Genomic DNA, 20,913 nt, shown 5'->3' on the forward strand with positions numbered 1-20,913 from the left:
GGTGGGCGCAAACAGTCGCCCAACACATCACCACCACCAGAAAACGCGTGCGCGAACAAGCCCAACACCTCAAACAAGAACTCGACGACTACGCACAACAACAAGCCCAAACCAAAGCCAACGCCGAAGCCGAAACCCAAACCAACACCGACAGCGGCGAGGACATCCCCTTCTAAAACCTGGGTCGTCGAATCAAACGACGAAAAAGGCGAAAATACCCGTCGATCCAAACAACGACGATGACGAAGAACAGGGGGCCTAGCCCTCGTTGAATCAAACGACGACACCACACTCCAAACAACCGAAAGGACAAGAAGCCAAGAACACACCCGCCGTCGAAAAGAACGACGGGTAAAGCCCGTCGCTTGGGGCAGAAATACCGAAGCCTTCCTACACGGCTCTTGCGTGTTAGGAAGGCTTGGGGAGGGGCAGGAAGAGTTATGCAGTCGTGTTGACCGGCTGTGTCTCGAGCTCGTCTGCGTCTTGGTCCTCGTTCATAATGTGTGAGACTCCGTTACCAGCAGCATCCCAGACGGCTTCGTCTTGAATGCCGGCGCGCTTGGCCACGATGGTGGCACACAGTGATTGGCCGGTGACGTTGACGGCGGTGCGTCCCATATCAATGATGGGTTCGATGGCCAGCAAGAGACCCACACCAGCGAGCGGAAGGCCCAGTGTGGAGAGCGTCAGGGTCAGCATGACGGTGGCGCCTGTCGTGCCGGCGGTTGCTGCGGAACCAATGACGGAAACGAAGATGATGAGCAGGTACTGGGTGAAGGAGAGATCAACGCCGTAGAACTGTGCAATGAAGATGGCGGCGATGGCCGGGTAGACGGAGGCGCAGCCGTCCATCTTGGTGGTAGCGCCCAGCGGGATGGCGAAGGAGGCGTATTCTCGGGGCACGCCCATGGCCTTTTCCGTAAAGCGCTGGGTAACTGGCATGACGCCCATGGAGGAGCGGGTGACGAAGCCAAGGGAGAAGACGGGCCAGACTCGCTTGTAGAAGCCAACTACCGGGATCCGGTTGAATGCGAGCACGGCGGGGTAGACCACGAAAATTACGAGTGCAAGGCCCACATACATAGCGAGGACGAACTTGCCCAAGGAGCTAAGCGCATCCCAACCATAGGTGGCCACGGCTTTGCCGATAAGAGCGGCGGTGCCAATCGGGGCAAGGCGGATGATCCACCAGAGGACCACCTGGATGACCTTGAGGAAGGATTCGGTGAAGCGCAGGAAGGGATCGGCGGCTTTGCCAGCCTTGACGGCGGCGATTCCCAGCACGAGGGAAATGACAAGGAGCTGAAGGGCACCGAAGCTGAGGGAGATTTCACCGTCGCTCAGCGAAGCGGTGAGCCCGAAGAAGTTGGCGGGGACAAGTTGCTGGAGGAAAGCGGTCCAGGAGCCGATGTGGGATGGGTCGGCGGCGGTGGAAGCATCGACAGTTGTGCCTACTCCCGGCTTCATTACTAGGGCGACCAGAATGCCGGCAAGCACGGAGAAGAACGCCGTAATGGCAAACCAGACCAGAGTGGAGATCGCCAGCGAGGCTGCATTAGCCACCTTGCGCAGGTTGGCAACCGAGGTAACGACGGCCGCGAAGATGAGCGGCGGGACCATCACCTTGAGCAATTGGACGTACGCGCCGCCGACGCCGGACAGGGTATCGGAGAGCCACTCAGACTCCATGCCGGAAGCGATAAAACCGAGAATGAGGCCGATGATGAGACCGGCGATAACTTGGGCGCCAAAGCCGGTGGCCCAAGAGGGCAGCGTGCGCGAGGATGCACGAGAGGAAGTGTCTGACACGAGATTTTCCTTCTAGACAGTGTTGTATAGAAATGGACCATTTAGTTCGGTACTCTCGTACCGATCGGTTCACTTGAACTTATAACACCGTACGCTGCCCAGAAATTCCCCCGCAAATTATGGGATACGCTTGGTCCATTCATCGTTGAGGAATTTGGTGTCGACGAGGTGGCGGGCGGCGGCGAGGGAGTCGTCGGAAAGCTCGGCGTCGATGGCGCCATAGCGGGTGGCGAACTCGCGCGCCATGGTCTCGATGATCTCCTCGCGGGGCACGCCAGTCTGGCGGCGGAGCGGGTCGACGCGCTTCTTTGCACTGGCAAGGCCCTTCGACGAGACCTTGACTTTGCCGATGCGCAAGACCTCCATCATTTTGTCCGCATCGATGTCATAGCTCATCGTGGTGTGATGCAGTACCGCGCCTTTACGGCGCTTCTGGGCGGCGCCGCCAATCTTGCCGCCGTCCGAGGTGATGTCATTGATCGGCACGTACCATGCATTGACGCCAAGCTTGTTCAGTGCCGCGAGCACCCACTGGTCCAGGTATTCGTAGCTGGCCTCGTAGGAATAGCCGGCCACGAGCGATTCCGGGGCGTACAGGGAATAGGTCACGCAATTGCCACCCTCCATGAACATCGCGCCACCGCCGGAGATTCGGCGCACCGGAACAATGCCGTGCTTGTCGACGCCCTCCTGATCCAGCTCATTGGCATAGGACTGGTAGGAACCGAATACGACGGCACGGTCTTCCCATTCCCAAAATCGGAGCGTGGGCCCGCGCTTTCCTTCAGCAACTTCGTTGAGGAGAACCTCGTCAAGTGCGACATTTACGGGCGTGGGGAGAACACCTGGGCGCAGGATCTCCCAGTGGTGGTCGGTGAAATCGGTGCCACCAGACAGCGCGCGCTTAACGGTGACGGCAAGGTGGTGGGTGTCAAAGCCGTGGAGAGCTACCGGGGCGTCAACGCGAGCCAGGGCCGCATCGAGGCGGGACTGGATCTCTTCTGTCGAGGTGGCGGTGGTGATGCCGACCAAGGCGGGGGCTAGTGCCTCATAGGCCTCCTCAGGCTCGAGGAAGAAGTCGCCGGAAACCTTCGCGGCAGTGACGGTGTTGTCGGTGTCTAAATCGAGGTCAACGACGAGCAACTTGCCGCCGGGGACCTTGAGCTCAAAGTGCTTAGTGTGGTTCATAGTTGTCAGCGTACTCAGCGGTGCTGTTCGGAGAGGCGGGGTAGTGGCAGCTGGAAAACGCTGGGGCAAGCAAGTAGGTTTAAGGTATGTCACGTTTTAGCCCACTGAACTGGCCCGTCGTGCGCCAGATCCGGAACAAGGATGCCTTCGGTCGCGATGTGTCTACGCAGTCGGCTAAGAGCGAAGATCTGCGCGGACGCACCGTAGACGCGGACCGCGTGGTGCAATCGGTGTGCCCCTATTGCGCGGTGGGCTGTTCCCAGCGCGTCTATGTCAAGGATGACAAGGTCATCCAAATCGAGGGCGATCCGGACTCCCCAATTTCCCGCGGGCGTCTGTGTCCTAAGGGCTCGGCCTCTGAGCAGCTCATTAACTCCTCGACTCGCATCACCACGATCAAGTACCGAGCACCCTACGCCACCGAATGGCAGGAGCTCGATGAAGAGACCGCGATGAACATGATCGCGGACCGCTTCGTGGAATCGCGCGCAAGGCACTGGGAGGACGTCGATAAGCAGGGGCGTCCCCTTAACCGCACGATGGGTATCGCTGGGCTGGGCGGTGCGACGCTGGATAATGAGGAGAACTACCTCATCAAGAAGCTGTTTACTGCCACCGGCGCCATTCAGGTGGAAAACCAGGCGCGCATATGACACTCCGCCACCGTTCCTAGTCTAGGAACTTCGTTTGGCCGCGGCGGCGCAACCCAACCGCTGCAGGATATGGCGAATGCGGACTGCATCGTCATCGAGGGTTCTAACATGGCGGAATGCCACCCAGTTGGTTTCCAATGGGTCGTTGAAGCCAAGAAGCGCGGCGCGCGCATTATTCACGTTGATCCGCGTTATACGCGTACGTCTGCCTTTGCGAACCGTCACATCGGTATTCGCGGTGGCACCGACGTGGTGTTGCTCGGCGCGATTATCAAGTACGTGCTGGATAATGACCTGTATTTCCACGATTATGTGGTGAATTACACCAACGCGGCGTCGATAATTTCGCCGGGCTTTAAGGACACCGAGGATTTGGAGGGCCTGTTCTCTGGATACGACGCAGAGAAGGGCAAATATGTCACGGACTCGTGGCAATATGTCCAAAAGCCCGAGGGCTCCTCGTGGAACGTGGAGAAGGACATGACGCTGGAGGACCCGAACACGGTCTTCCAGATTCTCAAGCGCCACTACTCGCGCTACACCCCGGAGATGGTGGAGGAGACGTGCGGCATTTCGCCGGAGGACTTCTACTACTTGGCGGATTCCATTGCGCAGAACTCTAACCCGGAGCGCACGACGTGCTTCGCCTACGCTTTGGGCTTTACCCAGCACACTCTGGGTGCACAGTTCATCCGCACCGCGGCAATCCTGCAGCTGCTCATGGGTAACGTGGGCCGCCCCGGTTCCGGCATCATGGCGCTACGCGGGCATGCTTCGATTCAGGGTTCGACGGATATCCCGACCCTGTTCAACTCGCTTCCGGGCTACCTGCCCATGCCGCATGTGGACCAGGAAACCTGGTCGGATTACCTGGATTCTTTCCGCGCGGCGGACCAGAAGGGCTTCTGGCAATTGGGTGAGAACTACGCGGTCTCGCTCATGAAATCCTACTGGGGCGATGCCGCTACTAAGGAGAACGACTGGGGCTTTAACCTCATGCCGCGTCTCTCTGGTGCGCACTCGACCTATGAGACCTTGCTGGCCATGCTGCGCCATGAGGTAGAGGGCTACTTTGTCTTCGGCCAGAACCCGGCGGTGGCGCAGTCCAACGGTGGTATGCAGCGCCGCGGTCTCGCTTCCCTGAAGTGGCTGGTTGTTCGCGACTTCCAAGAGATTGAGACCGCAAGCTTCTGGAAGGACTCGCCGGAGATTAAGAACGGCGAGCTGAAGACTGAGGACATTGCTACTGAGGTCTTCCTCATGCCGGCAGCTACCCACGTGGAGAAGTCCGGAACCTTTACCCAGACTCAGCGCATGGTCCAGTGGCGTTTCCAAGCGGTTCCGCCGCCCGGGCAAGCGCGCAGTGAGGCGTGGTTCTTCTACCAGCTGGGCAAGAAGATTAGGGAGCGCCTCGCGGATTCGACTGATCCGCGCGACCTGCCAATCAAGTCCGTAACTTGGGACTACACCGAAGATGAACACGGCGATCCGAGCTCGGATGAGATTTTGCGGGAGATCAACGGTTACTATCTCGACGGCCCGAAGAAGGGGCAGCTCTTGCCTGCCTTTACAGAAATGCGTACCGATGGCTCCACCTCCGGCGGTTGCTGGATTTACACCGGTGTGTACAAGGACGGCATCAACCATGCCGCGAAGAAGGTTCCGGGTTCGGAGCAAAACGAGGTTGCTCTCGACTGGGGTTGGGTCTGGCCGGCCAATCGCCGCATCTTGTACAACCGTGCTTCCGCAAAGCCGGATGGAACTCCGTGGTCGGAGCGCAAGAAGTACATCTGGTGGGATGAAGAGCAAGGAAAGTGGGTTGGCGATGACGTGCCCGACTTCCCGTTGACGAAGCGCCCGGACTACGTGGCACCTGTCGACGCCATTGGCCCTGATGCCCTCGATGGCGACGATCCGTTTATCATGCAGGCCGACGGCCTAGGCTGGCTGTTCGCGCCGAAGGGATTGTCTGACGGCCCGCTGCCGACTCACTACGAGCCGCAAGAATCACCGGTACACAATGCGCTGTACAAGCAGCAGCAGTCGCCGACGCGTCTGACAATTAAGCGCGAAGACAACCTCTCCCGCCCGGAGCCGGGGGAGCGCGGTGCTGATGTTTTCCCGTTCGTCTTCTCCACCTATCGCCTGACGGAGATGTATACCTCGGGTGCGATGTCACGCCGCCTGCCTTATTTGGCGGAGCTGCAGCCGGGACTCTTCTGCGAGGTGGACAAGGAGCTGGCCGCCAAGCGTGGATTGGTCAACGGTGAGTGGGCCACCATCGTGTCCCCACGCGGTGTCATCGAGGCACAGGTTCTGGTAACGGACCGCATGGAGATGCTTACTATCAATGGTGAGGACTTCCACCAGATCGGTCTGCCGTATCACTACGGAGAATCGGAGACCACCGAGGTAGCCGGCGATGGCGCCAACGACCTGTTGGGCCTGACCCTGGAACCAAACGTATTCATCCAGAATTCCAAGGTGGGCGCGTGCGATATCCAGCCGGGCCGCCGCCCGCGTGGCGAGGCACGTCTTCAGCTCTTGCACGAGTACCAAGAACGAGCACACCTCACCGTGGACTCCGGCAACCGGATCCTGGATGTTGACGATGCCTTCAGCACTGAGAAAGCAGCTACCGAGGACAACACGGGTGATGATGCGACTGCTGGAAACGTCGCCGACTATGAAGGCAAAGAAAGCTAAGGAGGACCAATGGCTAATCTTTTGACCGAAAAGGCTGATAAGCACGGCTATGAGTCCTATCAGCGCATGGCTTTCTTTACGGATACCTCGATTTGCATTGGCTGCAAGGCCTGCGAGGTGGCGTGTAAAGAGTGGAACCGAAACCCGGTTGAGGGGTACGCGGTCACCGGTGACTCTTATGACAACACTGGTTCGCTGGGCGCCAATACTTGGCGCCACGTGGCCTTCATTGAGCAAAGCAACGAGCGTATTCAACAGGCTCGCGAGGAGGGACGGAAACTTGTTTCGCTAGGCATGCCCAAAGCTTCCGCCCCAAGCATGACCCCGGATACCGATGATTTCCGGTGGTTGATGTCCTCCGACGTGTGCAAGCATTGCACCAACGCTGGATGCTTGGACGTGTGCCCGACAGGCGCGCTGTTCCGTTCCGAATTCGGCACCGTCGTGGTCCAAGATGATGTGTGCAATGGTTGCGGGACATGCGTGGCCGGTTGTCCGTTCGGCGTGATTGAGCGCCGCGATGACGGCGGCGTGACGCTGAAGGCGGATAAAACGGCCACCGTGGACTACCAGGTTCCGGACCACGCGGGCGTAAACGTGTTGGCAAAGCTGAAGCAACTCAAGCCGCAGGGCCCCGACCATACACCGGGACAGGCCATGCCCATTAAGAATCTGGGCGTGGCCCAGAAATGCACCATGTGCTATGACCGCCTGAAAATTGGTGAGCAGCCTGCCTGCGCCAAGACCTGCCCGACGGACTCCATCCAATTCGGCCCCTACGAGGAGATGCTTGCCGCAGCGCGGGAGCGCGTGCGCGTCCTCCACGAGCAAGGGCTGACGGAGGCTCGTCTCTACGGAGCAAACTCGCAAGATGGTGTTGGGGGAACGGGATCAATCTTCTTGTTGCTCGACTCTCCTGAGGTTTATGGGCTGCCGCCGGATCCGCGCGTGCCCACGGCGGATTTGCCGCAGATGTACAAGACCGCAGCGAAAGCTATCGGAGGAATGGCGCTGGCTGTGGCCGGGGCATTCATGTTGGGAGGCCGCAAGTGAGCGAGTTTGATGAGTACCGCCCGCCGCAGGAGCCTAGGCGCAGGCGTGGCGGCGGCAAGAAGCGCCGGCGTGGACGAGTCGGAGCCGGCGCACAGGATGGTTCCAAAGAAGAGCGCATGGCCGAGGACTTCGAGTTCTCCTCGTATTACGGCAAGCCAGTAGTCAAGGCCCCGCCGTGGGAGTGGCCCATCGGCGGCTATTTCTTCCTCGGCGGCGTGGCCGGCGGTTCTGCGATGTTGGCCGCCGGTGCCCAGGCCACTGGGAACGCACCGCTGAAACGCTCGACGCGGTTGACGGCTTTCTCCGCGGCGTCGGTAGGTTCGGTCTTTTTGGTGCTGGACCTCGGCCGCCCAGAGCGCCTGCTCAACATGTTCCGCGTCTTCAAGGTGACCTCGCCGATGTCCATCGGCTCGTGGATCCTGGGCAGCTTCGCTTCCGCCGCGGCCCTGCCCGCGGTCGTGGAAGCGGACGAGCTGGTCGGTGGTGTGCTGCCGGAGCCGCTTCGCCGCCTCCTCAATAAGGCCGCGGGCCCAGCAGGCGCTGTCGCCGGCGTGCTTGGCGGACCGCTGGCGGGTTACACCGCGGTGCTGTTGGCCAACACATCAAACCCGACGTGGAATGACGCGAAGAAGCACCTGCCCTATGTGTTCGTGTCCTCGGCCTCGGCAGCGGCGTCGGGTGCTGTCATGGTCTTTACCCCGGTGGAGAATGCGGGCGCGGCACGAGCGCTCGGTATTACTGCCGCAGCGGCCGATCTGGCCGCGACCCGTGTCATGGAAGCGAACATGGAGCCTGAGCCTCTTCGCCCGCTGCACGAAGGCACGCCCGGGAAACTCATGAAGGCCTCTGAGGCGCTCATCGCCGCGGGTGGGGTGGGAACCGTAATCGCGTCGGCGACAAAGTCGCGCGCGGTGTCGGTGGTATCCGGCGTGGCGCTCATGGCGGGATCCGCGTGCACGCGCTTTGGCGTGCTCAACGCTGGGCTGGAGGCGGTGAAGGATCCGTCGACAAGCATTGGCCCCCAAAAGCGGCGCGCTGAAGCCCGCCGCAGGGCAGAGGGCCTCAGCCATTCGACGGTGACTAGCGGATAGAAATCCGTGCATCGCCCGGCACAGTCCGGCCAATGACTGGGTAGCCGGGAACCTCGCCGATGACGAGGAGTCCACCGGATGTTTGGGCATCGGCGAGGAAAATCAAGTCTTCCTCGCTCAAATCTGTGTCGAGGTGGGGGCGCACCCAATCCAGATTGCGGCGCGAGCCACCCGGGATGAAGCCATCCGCCAAGGCATCCTTGGCACCTTCAATCGCAGGAACAGCTGAGAAGTCCAGCTCTGCGCCTATACCGGAGGCGCGGCACATCTTGTAGAGATGGCCCAGAAGACCAAAGCCGGTGACATCGGTTGCCGCGCGCACCCCGGCCGCCACGGCTGCCGCAGAGGCATCCCGATTAAGCGCGGTCATGGAGTCCACCGCGGCCTGGGAGACCTCACCGGTGGTTTTGTGCTTGTTATTGAGGATGCCCACGCCAATCGGCTTGGTCAGCGTGATGGGAAGTCCAGCTTCGGCGGCGTCGTTGCGCAGGATTTTATCCGGGTGGACGATACCCGTGGCTGCCAAACCATAGGTGGGTTCCGGTGCGGTGATGGAGTGGCCGCCGGTAATGGAGATGCCGGCCTGAGATGCCACGTCCATGCCGCCGCGCAGAACCTCGCGCAAAATGTCGAGACCAAGCACCTCGCGTGGCCAGCCAACCAGGTTGATGGCGGTGATGGGGGTGCCGCCCATGGCGTAGACGTCGGAAAGCGCATTGGCAGCAGCCACGCGGCCCCAGTCATAAGGGTCATTGAGCATCGGCGTGAAGAAATCCGCGGTAGAGATGACCGCCAGGCCGTTGGGGATGCGCACGGCGGAGGCATCGTCGCCGTCGTCAAGCCCGACCAGCACGTTGGGGTCCGCGGTGCCCACGAGGCCCTCCACAGCAGACTCGAGTTCTCCCGGGGGAATCTTGCAGGCGCAACCGCCACCGGCGGCAAAGGACGTAAGTTTAATGTCAGTCATAAGTCCTACTTTAGCCCCGTGTAAGGTGAGCAGACGGAGGCGTACGTGTCCTGGTGGGCGCCCCGGTCTTCAAAACCGGTGAGGCCGAGCATCTCGGTCTGGCAGGTTCGATTCCTGTCCGTCTCCGCCATGTGCGCAGCTAGGAGGAACTTTGATGACTGACCCCCGCCGCTTTATCCCGAAGATGGATGAGATCCTCCAGTACCCGGCGGTGCAGGATGCCCACCACCGCCTGGCGCCGCACTCGGTGCGCGGGATCATCGACGCCGTGCTTGCCGACGCCCGCTCCGGCTCCCTCGCCCCCTCCCAGATTGAGGAGGAGCTGGCCACCAGGCTCGATGCTGTGCAGCCATATTCCTTGCGCCACGTCATCAACGCCACTGGCGTCATCATCCACACGAACTTGGGCAGGGCTCCTTTACCGCCGGCAGCGGTAGATGCGCTAGTGTCCGCGGCATCGTATACGGACGTTGAGATGGATCTGGACAGCGGCCTGCGCTCACGAGATAGGGGCCGCGCGGCCGTTGATGCGGTATTGGCTGCATGCCCCGGCGCGGAGGATGCGCTGATAGTGAACAACGGTGCCTCCGCGCTGCTGTTGGCTACGGCGGCCTTGGCCCCTGGCAAGGAAGTCATCATCTCCCGCGGTGAGCTCATCGAGATTGGCGCGGGATTCCGCTTGCCCGAGCTCATCGAGTCCACGGCCACCCGCTTGCGCGAGGTCGGCGCTACGAACCGCACTCACCTGGCGGACTATGAGCGGGCGATGGGGGAGGACACGGGAGCCATCTTGAAGGTGCATCCCTCCAACTTCCTGATCAGTGGGTTCACTTCTTCGGTATCGGTTGCTGAGCTTCGTGCGCTCACCGACTTGCCGCTCATCGTGGATATCGGTTCGGGGTTGCTTAGACCAGATGACGCGCTGCCGGCAGAACCCTCCGCCAGCGAGGCTCTTCGCGATGGCGCCGACGTTGTCCTCTTTTCAGGGGATAAGCTGCTCGGCGGCCCGCAGGCCGGGGTGCTCGTCGGTGCAAAGGAAGCGATTACTGCGTGCAAGAAAGATCCGTTGGCGCGGGCGGTGCGCATCGATAAGCTACGGCTCAACGCGCTCGAGGCCTCTCTGTCCACGCCCTCCAACGCCGTGCAGGACGCGCTCCACATTGATCCGCAGCGCCACCGCGAGCGCACGGAGAAGGTGGCAGCGGCAGTTGGCGGTGAGGTCGTCGAACACGCCGGACGCGTCGGCGGTGGCGGGGCACCCGAGGTGCCGCTACCGGGGTGGGCCGTGGCGTTGCCAGAGGAGTTGGCACGGCCGTTGCGGTTGGGTGAGCCTCCTGTGGTGGCGCGCGTGAATCAGGGGCGCTGCCTGGTGGATGTGCGGTGTGTGCCGGAGGCACAGGATGCCGAGCTCATCGCGGCATTGCGGGCGGTGATCTAGGTGTATGTAGTGGCCACTGCGGGGCACGTGGATCACGGCAAGTCGAGCCTGGTCAAGGCGCTGACGGGGATGGAACCGGACCGCTGGGAGGAAGAAAAGCGGCGCGGATTGACCATCGATTTAGGATTTGTGTGGACGAGGCTGGGCTCGGGCGCGGACGTCGCATTTGTCGATGTGCCGGGGCACGAGAAGTTCTTGGGCAACATGCTGGCCGGGGTGGGGCCGGCATCGGTGGTTCTCTTTGTGGTGGCGGCCGATGAAGGCTGGCAGGCGCAGTCCACCGATCATCGTGACGCGTTGCGTGCCCTGGGAATCGAGCACGGCGTGGTGGCGCTGACTCGTGCTGATAGGGCTGATACTGCCCGCCGGGCAGAGGTAGCCGCGCAGGTCAAAGCAGAACTGGCTGGAACAGCGCTTGCCGACGCTCCCGTAGTCGAAGTCTCGGCGAAGACCGGCGAGGGCGTGGAGAAGCTGCGTGCCGAACTGGACCGGGTTCTCGCCGGTATGCCCACGTCGGATCCGCAGGCGCGCGTGCGGTTGTGGGTGGATCGCGCCTTCAGCGTGAAGGGCGCTGGAACCGTGGTGACGGGAACGCTGGCGGCCGGGACGGTTTCGGTAGGCGATGGCCTTGAGCTCAGTGGGCAACGCGTCACGGTGCGTGGGGTGCACAGTGAGAACAAGGCAGTGGACAGCGCTGCACCCGTCACGCGCGTGGCGCTCAACTTGCGCGGGGTGGCTGCGGACCAGGTTCATCGCGGAGATGCTTTGCTTAGCCCTGGGTGCTGGCGTGTGCTCGACACCGTGGATGTGCGGCGAACGTTCGGTACTGACATGAGCGAGCTTCCGCAGAACCTCGTGGTGCACATCGGCACCGCGGGAGTGGGCGCGCGGCTGCGGCCTTTAAGAGGTGAGTTCGCGCGGTTGACTCTGGAAAGCCCGTTACCGCTTACTTTGCTCGATAGGTTTGTGGTGCGCAGTCCGGGCGGGCGGCACGTCGTGGCCGGTTTAGAAGTGGTGGATGTGCACCCAGCTGAATTAAATAGGCGCGGTGATGCCAAGAAGCGCGCTGTTGAGCTAGAAGCTTTAGAAGCAACGAACCCGGCCCAGTGGCTCAAGCGCTGTGGCTACGCGGAGCTGCGTGGTCTTGTGCGCGACGGCTTTTCTGTGGCAGAGAAGCCGGCGGGAGTCATTGAGTTCCGCGACTGGTGGATCGCCGCCAGTCAGGTCACTGCGTGGAAAGGGGCTTTGATTCAGGCTGTGGAAGCCCATGCCGAGGCGAATCCGCTCTCCCCGGGGCTGACGAAGGCAGCGGCCATGGATGCACTGGGACTGACCGAGCCGGCCTTGTTAGGCCTAGCGGTAGCAGCTGCCAAGCTCGAGACAGTTGATGGCGTGCTGCGCATGCCCGGGCAGACCGTCGACCTCGGCCCCGCGGAGAGGGGAGTGGCGGAGCTCGAGCGGCGACTGCGCGAGGACCCCTTTGCTGCCCCGGAAGCGGAAGACCTCAAAGAGCTGGGACTGGGACCGAAAGAGCTGGCCGCTGCTGAACGCGCCGGTCGCCTGCTCCGGCTGGCCAACGGTGTGGTGCTTCTGCCTTCAGCTCCGCGCGAGGCACTCGCCGTGGTCTCACAGTTGGAACAGCCCTTCACCCTCTCGGAGGCGCGCAAGGTACTTGGAACGACGCGCCGGGTTGCCATCCCGGTGCTGGAGCACCTCGACGCCACGGGGGCGACGCGCCTAGTCGACGGAAAGCGATTCGTGCGCGCGGCAGGGGCAAAGGAACCAAAGTAACGGCACCATTTGTGGCCGGATTTCGGAGAAATCCCAGGTCAGTGTATTAGGTTAAGCGCATAAGGTGCCAGTTAAAAGGTGTCTTTGGGGGACGCGAAGGCGCGTGGACCGGCCGGCAGCGGTGAGGCAAGGGGATCGGCCGGGGCAGTGAACTCCCAATCGGCATTGGGGTTGAGCACTGGCGGGATAGCAGGCTTGTTCGGGTCGATCGGCAACGGCGGGACTGCGGGGGCGAAGAGCTCGGCGGGGTCTATCGGAAGGTCCACTGCGATGCGGCCCGCGGCAGCATAAGCACGGGCGGCAAGGGAGGCACCGGATTGGGTGGCGGCCGCGAACGCGGCGGCCAGCGCTGGGGCATCGGAGAGCCCCGCGCACGGACCGAGGACGAGGTTGTCGTGGGTGGCGAGGACGGTGTCGTCGAGAAGCACGAGCGTCACGAAGAACTGTTCCGTGCCCATCGTGCGGAGCTGATATGCGGTGAGCTCGCCTTCCGCGACGCGAACAAGCGCGCCCTGTCCGCCGTTGAGCAGCGCGGTACCCGCCGGTTGGTTGTTGGCGGGAACCATCCACGGGTCGAGCCCCAAGGCGAGGGCGATCTCCACCTCACCGTCGACAATGTCGACGGTGGCATGCGTCGCCGGGTTCATCGCCGCCGTGCGCAGTCGATTCAGGGCGGGATACTCTGCGGACTCCTCGCCATCGAGTGAACCCAAGAAACCGAAAGCTGAATGTACGCGCCAGCCCCCGGTGGTGGGGTCGGGGAGCAAGGAAACGTCGACGAGCGCAGGCTCCTGCGCCAACCCAGGGATGCTCAACGCGGTGGAGAAGTTCACGTGCTCAAGAACCGCGACGTGCTCGACACCAAAATAAGAAGGAGCTAGCGGATACAGCGCCATAGTTGCGTCAGTCACCTCGTGGGTCAGATGGGAATCGACGGACTTGTCTCAAGCTTACGCAGGAGCCGGATCTCCGATACGGTCGATAGAAGACTTAAACAACAACATATCGAATAAGGAGTGAAGACCCATCACGGCTGATTCTCGTAGTTCGGTGAACAATACCGATCAGAGCAAGAAGCGTACGCGCGAGGCTAAGCGGATTCTTAAAGATATTATCTATCCGCACAACATCCATCCCGCCTTGGTTCCGGGCGTGTCCATCGAAGACCAAAAGGTGAAGTATGGGGTGGACAAACCCATTTTGATCGTCGTGGGCGGACTCATTGTGGCATTCGTTGCCTGGGGCGTCATCGCGCCCGAGCAGGTCTTTACCGCCTCCTCCGCGGCTTTGGATTGGGTCATGCGCAACCTGGGATGGATCTTTACTACGCTGGCAACATTCCTTATGTTCTTGCTCCTCATCCTCGCCTTTTCCAAATACGGAAAGATTCCCTTGGGCGTGGATGGAGAGAAGCCGGAGTTCTCTACTGTGAGCTGGGCAGCGATGCTCTTTGGAGCCGGCATCGGCATCGGAATTATTTTCTTCGGCCCCTTCGAGCCGCTGAGCTACTACCTGTCACCCCGGCCCGGCGCTTATGAGGCCGCCAGCGATGAAGCCGTCATGGGTGCGATGGCTCAAGCAGCAATGCACTGGGGAATCAATGCGTGGGCAATCTATGCCATCGTCGGACTGTGTGTGGCCTATGTGTCCTACCGCCGCGGGCGAGTGCCGTTGATGAGTTCTATCCTCATGCCGCTTTTTGGCAACCGCGAGACGGACTCCATGCCCGCGCGCATCATCGACGGGCTAGCAATCATCGCCACACTTTTTGGCACCGCGGCAACGCTCGGTATTGGAGCTTTGCAGATCGGTCGCGGCGTGGAAATCGTCAGCGGCTGGTCAACCACGGGCAACACGGCGGCACTGGTCATCATCATGGTGCTGTCCATCGGCACGATCTTCTCCGCGGTCTCGGGTGTATCGAAAGGAATCCGCTGGCTGTCCAACATCAACCTTGTCTTGGCGCTCGGGCTCGCGGTCTTCTTCTTTGTCGTGGGGCCCACCGCCTTCCTGGCCAACATGCTGCCCGCCGTCATCATTGAGTACCTCGATGAGATGCCGAGCATGCTCTCCGCCAACATGGGACAAGGCGAAGAAATGGTGTCATTCTTGTCCTCCTGGACCACGTTCTACTGGGCCTGGTGGGTGTCCTGGGCGCCCTTCGTCGGTGTGTTCGTGGCCAAGATCTCGCGCGGACGTACCATCCGCCAGTACATCTTGGGCGTCTTGCTCATTCCTTCCGCCATCATCGTGTGCGCTTTCACCATCCTGGGCGGCACGACAATCTGGCTGCAGCGTCGCGACGGAGATATTGCGCCCGATGGAACGATTGACTCCATGCCGCCTGCAGAAGATATCTTCTTCACCGTTCTGGACCACCTACCGGGGTCGCAGATCATGGCGCCGCTCGTGCTCGTCATGCTCATCGTCTTCTTCATCACCACGGCGGATTCCGCGTCCATCGTGAATTCACAGCTCACGCAACGCGGCAACCCGAAGCCGAAGCCCGGGGTCACCATCTTCTGGGTCATGTGCATGGCGGGAATCGCCGTAGTGATTCTTCTCGCGGGCGGCCGTAATGCGCTGCAAGGCCTCCAGAACCTCATCACCGTGACTGCATTGCCTTTCGCGGTCATCATTGTGCTCATGTGCATCGCGTTGATTCGGGAGTTGCGTCACGACCCCGCCGCGATCCGCACGTTCTATGAAGAACAAGCAGTGTCCAATGCCATCATCCACGGCGTCCGAGACCACGGCGATAACTTTGCGTTGGCCATTGAGCCCACAACGGATGATTCCGCCTACGCCACTGGCGCAGACTTTGATTCCACCGCGGTTGAAGTCACCGAATGGTATGCGCGCACGGATGAAGATGGACACGCCGTGGGCTATGACTATGAGACCGGCGAATACACCGACGACGACCCGACAGTCAAGGACGGCGAGTCACTTGCGCTACCGCCAGAGGACAGCACAGACAGGCTATAGTTTCCCACTATGGATCTAGCCACCATCGCCTTTGCTTTCAGCCTCGTGCTGTTGTCTGGCTTGTCGACGTCCATCGGTGCCGCCCTGGCCGTCGGCAAGCGCGAGCCCGGGCCGAAGTTTATGGCCGCAGCCCTGGGGTTGTCTGCGGGCGTGATGCTCTACGTCTCCTTTATGGAGATCCTGCCGCAGTCCCTAGAGAAGCTGGAAAGCACCCTTGGGGGAGAGGCCACTGCCACGTGGACGATGATGGCGGCGTTCTTCGCCGGCATTGCGGTCATCGCCATTATCGACCGCCTCGTTCCCGAGGAGATTAACCCGCACGAGCCGGCCACGACAGAGGAAGAAGCACGCCGCAAGAGGCTGATGAAGACCGGCATGTTCACCGCCTTCGCGCTGGCCATCCACAACTTCCCCGAGGGATTTGCCACATTTCTTTCGGGCCTCGAAGCCCCCGAGATTGCGATCCCCGTTGCGGTGGCCATCGCCATCCACAACATTCCGGAAGGTATTGCGGTTGCGGTTCCCTTGCGCAGTGCCATGGGATCGCGCACGAAGGCATTTTGGTGGGCCACGATTTCTGGGCTCGCTGAGCCTGTCGGCGCCATTATCGGATTCGCTCTGCTCATGCCGTTCATTGGCCCGATGACGTTTGGCATAAGCTTTGCCGTCATCGCAGGAATCATGGTGTTCATCTCCCTGGATGAGCTTTTGCCCACGGCGGAGGAGACTGGCGAACACCACTGCGCCATCTACGGCCTCATCGCTGGTATGGCGGTCATGGCAGTGTCCCTCGCGATGTTTATTTAACGCGCTCCGCGGTGGCCTTGACCGCCATGATGATGGTGACGATAACGGAGCCGAGAATAAAGCCGCACAACATGGACAAGCCGGTGTCCGCCAACCAGGCGAGCGCGCCATTGTTGATGCTCTCGGTCACGTGGTGGATGAAGCCATAGGGCTGCTCAGCGCCGAACTCGCTCAAGCCCTTGACCACGATGTGGCCGCCGACCCACAACATGGCGGCGGTGCCGATGATGCCGATGATGTTGAGCACGATGGGCATGCCCTTGACCAGGGCGGTACCCACGGCCGAATCGCCATCATGGCGCTTGAGCAGGGCGAGGCCGATATCGTCCATTTTGACCAAGAGCCCGACGGCGCCATAAACACCTAAGGTCAAGAGAATGCCGACGGCAACCAAGGCGCCGAGGCGCAGCCAGAAGGGCTGGTCCATGACCTCGTTGAGGGAGATCACCATGATTTCGGCGGAGAGGATGAGGTCCGTGGTGATCGCGGATTTGACCAGAGAATCTTCGGCGTCGGCGCCCTTTTCTTCTACGGTCTGCTCCTCCTCGCCGCGGTGGAGGATAGCATGGAAAATCTTTTCCGCGCCCTCGAAGCACAGGTATGTGCCGCCGCACATGAGGATGGGGGTGAGCGCCCAAGGAGCGATCCACGACAGGATGAGCGCAATCGGCAGGATGATGACGAGCTTGTTGATGAGCGAGCCCTTGGTAATCCGCCAAATCATCGGCAGCTCACGCTGCGGTTTGACGCCTTGGACGTATTGGGGCGTGACAGCGGCGTCATCGACGACGACTCCCGCTGCTTTCACCGAGGTCTTTCCGGCCAATGCTGTTACGTCGTCGACGCTGGAGGCAGCGGAGCGGGCGATCAGGGCGACGTCATCAAGCAGGGCAAAAAGGCCACCGGCCATGGCTCACTTCCTTGTGGTGTAGGGGTAAGTGTTTACCCTAGGTTACTCGGCAGGAACGAGCTCCACATTTTCTGCCCAGGTAAGTTCCATGCCCAGCGTGCGCAGCCAGCTCATGGCGTCATCGCCGTAGCGCGTGATGCCCTCGACGGCGGTAAGCGTGCGCTCCATGGCGCGCTCGGCCTCCTCGGCGCTGATGAGGCCGTTGGAGGTTGCGGCGGCTAGCTCGTCGATGTCGAGCACATCAACCGGCTCGCCGGAGGTGGAGACCAAGTCGACATAAAGATCGCGGGTAGTCCACACATCACCGTCGACGTCGATATCAGCGACGTCGATGTAGAAATCTTGGTGGACATCCACGCCCTCGCGGAAGTGGAAGATATTGGCGCGCAGGCCCAGCTCCGGGAGCAACCAGGATTCAAGGTAGCCGAAGCGCGGGTGGTTGGCGCCGCGGGCCATGTAAAGGCCAAAGTCGGTGACCCGGTAGGTGTCTACCTCCCGCTGAAAACCTTTCGGGTCGACGTTGATGTTGTCGGGGGTGTTAAAGGTTTCTTGCTTGACTGGGTGCAGGTCAGTGCTCATTAGTTAACCTCGAGGTAAGCCGCGGTAGGTGGGAAAGAACACGAGGATTCAGCAGTGTTGACCGCACCGGAGAGGACCGCCACGACGGTGCCCTTGCCCGTTGCTGCGCGGCCCGAGACCGTGGTCGGCCCATCGGCGTTGATGCCGTTGTTGAACAGGGGAGTGATGCCGAACTGGAAGGTATCCAGGTTGAACCACTGGACGCTCATGGCACCCTGCTGCTCAGCGGCGGTGGGGGTGCCCAGCGCGGTGAAGAGGAAGACGGTTTCTCCTTCGCCTGCGCCTGGGGCCGGCATATCGGTCGGGCCAGGCACGGCGATGGCGGAGCCCACCGAATCGCCCTGCCCGCCGATGCACTGCGCGGAGACCGTAGGCCAGTAGAACTGGCGGAAGCCGGGGTTGTTTCCCTCCGGCATGGCCACACCGCCTTCGCCGCCGTCACCGGCGGAGAAGTTAAGGGCGGTGAGGATGGCGCTGCGGGCCTCCTGTGGGATCCATGGCTGTGCCGCGAAAGCGCGAACACGCTCCTGCGTCTCCGGGGTGGGGCGGCCGAGGCTGTCCAGCGGGTTACTGCTCTGTGGAATGTTCACCAGCGAGGAGAGGTCGGGGGCGCCGGCATGTGCTGGCGTGATGCTGAGGAAGCCCATCATCACGGCAGCAGTTAGTCCGGCGACGCCACGGCGGGCGGAGCGGGAAGAGCGCTGTTCGGAAAGGGCCATGGATAATCCTTGTGTTTGGGTAGGGGAACGTGGCGGCAGGAAACTAAATCACATGCGTCACAATAGTATCTGCTGCCACAATATTCACTTTTTTGGCGTAGTCAACTCTAAATAGAGACCTACTGTGCGGTATGTCGGCTGTTGATACCAATCTGTTACATCGCGCGCTAATGCGTGCGATGCGCACGATGCTGCACATGAAAGAGCTAGAGAGTATATTTAAGGGCCGTTCATACCGCTAACGCATCTTGCTTTAAAGGAGCACCCCACACGTGAGTAATACTGAGTTCCGTAACGTAGCCATCGTCGCACACGTTGACCACGGTAAAACCACCCTCGTCAACGGAATGCTGGAGCAGTCCGGCGCTTTCGGCGACCATGGCGAACACTCGGACCGCGTCATGGACTCCAATGATCAGGAGCGCGAGCGCGGCATCACCATTCTGGCGAAGAACACCGCCATTCACCGCAAGGGCCTGGGCAAGGACGGCGGGGACCTCATCATCAACGTCATCGACACCCCGGGCCACGCCGACTTCGGCGGCGAGGTCGAGCGCGGTATCTCCATGGTGGACGGCGTCGTGCTGCTTGTCGACGCCTCCGAAGGCCCCCTCCCGCAGACCCGCTTCGTGCTCACCAAGGCACTGGAAGCCAAGCTGCCGGTCATCATCTGCGTGAATAAGACCGACCGCCCCGACGCCCGTATCGACGAGGTTGTCACCGAAGCGCAGGATCTTCTGCTGGAAATCGCTGCCGGCCTCGAAGATGAGGAAGCAGCCGCTGCCGCCGAGGAACTCTTGGACCTGCCGGTTCTCTACGCTTCCGGCCGCGAGGGCAAGGCCTCGACCGAAAACCCGGGTGACGGCAATGTTCCTAACGCCGACGACCTGCAGGCGCTTTTCGACGTCATCTACGAGGTCCTCCCTGAGCCCTCCGCCAAGGTCGACGCCCCGCTGCAGGCCCACGTGACCAACCTGGACTCCGACGACTTCCTGGGTCGTATCGCACTGCTGCGCATCTACTCCGGCACCATCAAGAAGGGCCAGCAGGTGGCCTGGATGCACTACGACGACGAGGGCGAGATGCACGTCAAGCAGGTCAAGGTGGCCGAGCTGCTGCGCACCGTCGGCTTCGAGCGTCAGCCGGACACTGAGGCCATCGCCGGTGACATCGTGGCCATCTCCGGTATCTCCGACATCATGATCGGTGACACCATCGCCGACGTCGAGGATCCGAAGCCGCTGCCGCGCATTAAGGTCGACGAACCGGCTATCTCCATGACCATCGGCGTGAACACCTCCCCGATGGCAGGCCAGGGCGGCGGCGACAAGCTCACCGCCCGCATGGTCAAGGCCCGCTTGGACCAGGAGCTCATCGGTAACGTCTCCATCAAGGTGCTGCCGACTGAGCGTCCCGATGCTTGGGAGGTTCAGGGCCGTGGCGAGATGGCACTGTCCGTGCTCATCGAGAATATGCGCCGCGAGGGCTTCGAGCTGACCGTCGGCAAGCCACAGGTGGTGACCCAGGTCATCGATGGAAAGACCATGGAGCCCTACGAGATGCTCACCATCGACTCCCCATCGGAATTCCAGGGTGCTATCACCCAGCTGCTGGCCTCCCGCAAGGGCCAGATGCAGTCAATGGATGTCCGCGAGGGCGACTGGGTGCGCATGGTCTTCCGCGTCCCAGCGCGCGGCCTGATCGGTTTCCGCACCCAGTTCCTGACGGAGACCCGCGGTTCCGGTATCGCTAACTCCATCTCCGATGGTCTCGACGTGTGGGCCGGAGACATCAAGGCTCGCCCGACCGGCTCGCTCGTGGCCGACCGTTCCGGCCAGATCACCGCTTATGCTCTGCAGCAGCTGGCGGACCGCGGTGACTTCTTCGTGGAGCCGGGCATGGAGGCCTATGAGGGCATGGTCGTCGGTGCCAACAACCGTGATGAGGATATGGACATCAACATCACCAAGGAAAAGAAGCTGACCAACATGCGCTCCGCCACCGCCGACGCCACCGTCACGCTGGCTAAGGCCAAGACCCTGTCTCTCGATGAGGCATTGGAGTTCTGTGGCACCGATGAGTGCGTCGAGGTGGGCCCGAAGGTCCTGCGCGTGCGCAAGGTCGAGCTATCTGCCACCGACCGCAAGCGCGCGACCGCACGCGCTAAGCAGCTCAACAAATAGGCCGCTGTGGGCGTCGCCAAGCGGCGCCCCA

General features: G+C 61.5%; 15 protein-coding genes and 1 tRNA gene. 9 read left to right on the forward strand and 7 right to left on the reverse strand.

Annotated features, from left to right (window positions below; all coding sequences use genetic code 11):
- Positions 1 to 438: 438 nt before the first annotated feature.
- Positions 439 to 1,809: a dicarboxylate/amino acid:cation symporter gene (locus HMPREF2808_RS11560; protein ID WP_070624766.1), complete on the reverse strand. Its 1,371-nt coding sequence runs from the start codon at positions 1,807 to 1,809 to the stop codon at positions 439 to 441.
- Positions 1,810 to 1,926: 117 nt separating this feature from the next.
- Positions 1,927 to 2,997, reverse strand: a complete 1,071-nt coding sequence (locus tag HMPREF2808_RS11565; protein WP_070562812.1) for a lipoate--protein ligase family protein — start codon at positions 2,995 to 2,997, stop codon at positions 1,927 to 1,929.
- Between the two features lie 86 nt (positions 2,998 to 3,083).
- On the opposite strand from HMPREF2808_RS11565, the gene fdnG reads away from it, so the two are divergent.
- Genes fdnG through nrfD form a run of 3 tightly spaced genes read left to right on the forward strand, consistent with a single transcriptional unit; the run spans position 3,084 to position 8,500 of the window.
- Entirely contained in the window at positions 3,084 to 6,356 is a 3,273-nt protein-coding gene (gene fdnG, locus HMPREF2808_RS11575) for a formate dehydrogenase-N subunit alpha (protein ID WP_246818580.1), read from the forward strand.
- Positions 6,357 to 6,365: 9 nt separating this feature from the next.
- On the forward strand, positions 6,366 to 7,409 hold the full coding sequence (locus HMPREF2808_RS11580; protein ID WP_070524873.1) for a 4Fe-4S dicluster domain-containing protein: 1,044 nt from the start codon (positions 6,366 to 6,368) through the stop codon (positions 7,407 to 7,409).
- On the forward strand, positions 7,406 to 8,500 hold the full coding sequence (gene nrfD / locus HMPREF2808_RS11585) for an NrfD/PsrC family molybdoenzyme membrane anchor subunit (RefSeq protein ID WP_070524875.1): 1,095 nt from the start codon (positions 7,406 to 7,408) through the stop codon (positions 8,498 to 8,500). Before HMPREF2808_RS11580 ends, nrfD begins: the two co-directional genes overlap by 4 nt.
- On the opposite strand, the gene selD is transcribed toward nrfD, so the two are convergent.
- Complete coding sequence (gene selD / locus HMPREF2808_RS11590; RefSeq protein WP_070524877.1) at positions 8,490 to 9,467, reverse strand: selenide, water dikinase SelD; 978 nt, start codon at positions 9,465 to 9,467, stop codon at positions 8,490 to 8,492. The two genes, nrfD and selD, sit on opposite strands and share 11 nt — an antisense overlap.
- Positions 9,468 to 9,502: 35 nt before the next feature.
- Here selD and HMPREF2808_RS11595 point away from each other — a divergent pair.
- From HMPREF2808_RS11595 to selB, 3 genes are all read left to right on the forward strand, one after another.
- Positions 9,503 to 9,597, forward strand: a tRNA-Sec gene (locus HMPREF2808_RS11595).
- 24 nt (positions 9,598 to 9,621) lie between these two features.
- On the forward strand, positions 9,622 to 10,905 hold the full coding sequence (gene selA, locus HMPREF2808_RS11600) for an L-seryl-tRNA(Sec) selenium transferase (protein WP_198531058.1): 1,284 nt from the start codon (positions 9,622 to 9,624) through the stop codon (positions 10,903 to 10,905).
- Entirely contained in the window at positions 10,906 to 12,696 is a 1,791-nt protein-coding gene (gene selB / locus HMPREF2808_RS11605; RefSeq protein WP_070529050.1) for a selenocysteine-specific translation elongation factor, read from the forward strand.
- 71 nt (positions 12,697 to 12,767) lie between these two features.
- On the opposite strand, the gene HMPREF2808_RS11610 is transcribed toward selB, so the two are convergent.
- On the reverse strand, positions 12,768 to 13,592 hold the full coding sequence (locus HMPREF2808_RS11610; RefSeq protein WP_070624770.1) for a hypothetical protein: 825 nt from the start codon (positions 13,590 to 13,592) through the stop codon (positions 12,768 to 12,770).
- Positions 13,593 to 13,746: 154 nt separating this feature from the next.
- Here HMPREF2808_RS11610 and HMPREF2808_RS11615 point away from each other — a divergent pair, with 154 nt between their 5' ends.
- On the forward strand, positions 13,747 to 15,684 hold the full coding sequence (locus HMPREF2808_RS11615) for a BCCT family transporter (protein ID WP_070624772.1): 1,938 nt from the start codon (positions 13,747 to 13,749) through the stop codon (positions 15,682 to 15,684).
- A 9-nt stretch (positions 15,685 to 15,693) separates the two neighbouring features.
- Positions 15,694 to 16,491, forward strand: a complete 798-nt coding sequence (zupT, locus tag HMPREF2808_RS11620) for a zinc transporter ZupT (protein WP_070624775.1) — start codon at positions 15,694 to 15,696, stop codon at positions 16,489 to 16,491.
- Here zupT and HMPREF2808_RS11625 read toward each other — a convergent pair.
- The 3 genes from HMPREF2808_RS11625 to HMPREF2808_RS11635 are packed head-to-tail and all read right to left on the reverse strand — an operon-like array spanning position 16,484 to position 18,699.
- Positions 16,484 to 17,401 (reverse strand): DUF808 domain-containing protein, encoded by a 918-nt coding sequence (locus HMPREF2808_RS11625; protein WP_070562129.1) that lies wholly within the window; start codon positions 17,399 to 17,401, stop codon positions 16,484 to 16,486. The two genes, zupT and HMPREF2808_RS11625, sit on opposite strands and share 8 nt — an antisense overlap.
- A 42-nt stretch (positions 17,402 to 17,443) precedes the next feature.
- On the reverse strand, positions 17,444 to 17,980 hold the full coding sequence (locus HMPREF2808_RS11630; RefSeq protein WP_070624778.1) for a ribonuclease FAU-1 family protein: 537 nt from the start codon (positions 17,978 to 17,980) through the stop codon (positions 17,444 to 17,446).
- Positions 17,980 to 18,699: an Rv1157c family protein gene (locus tag HMPREF2808_RS11635; RefSeq protein WP_070524895.1), complete on the reverse strand. Its 720-nt coding sequence runs from the start codon at positions 18,697 to 18,699 to the stop codon at positions 17,980 to 17,982. Before HMPREF2808_RS11635 ends, HMPREF2808_RS11630 begins: the two co-directional genes overlap by 1 nt.
- 272 nt (positions 18,700 to 18,971) lie before the next feature.
- Between HMPREF2808_RS11635 and typA the strand changes: the two genes are divergently transcribed.
- Positions 18,972 to 20,882, forward strand: coding sequence for a translational GTPase TypA (gene typA / locus HMPREF2808_RS11640; RefSeq protein ID WP_070624780.1), 1,911 nt, complete (start codon positions 18,972 to 18,974; stop codon positions 20,880 to 20,882).
- Positions 20,883 to 20,913 lie beyond the last annotated feature (31 nt).

Source organism: Corynebacterium sp. HMSC078A10, assembly GCF_001811565.1.
In the GTDB taxonomy this organism is placed as follows: Bacteria; Actinomycetota; Actinomycetes; order Mycobacteriales; family Mycobacteriaceae; genus Corynebacterium; species Corynebacterium hesseae.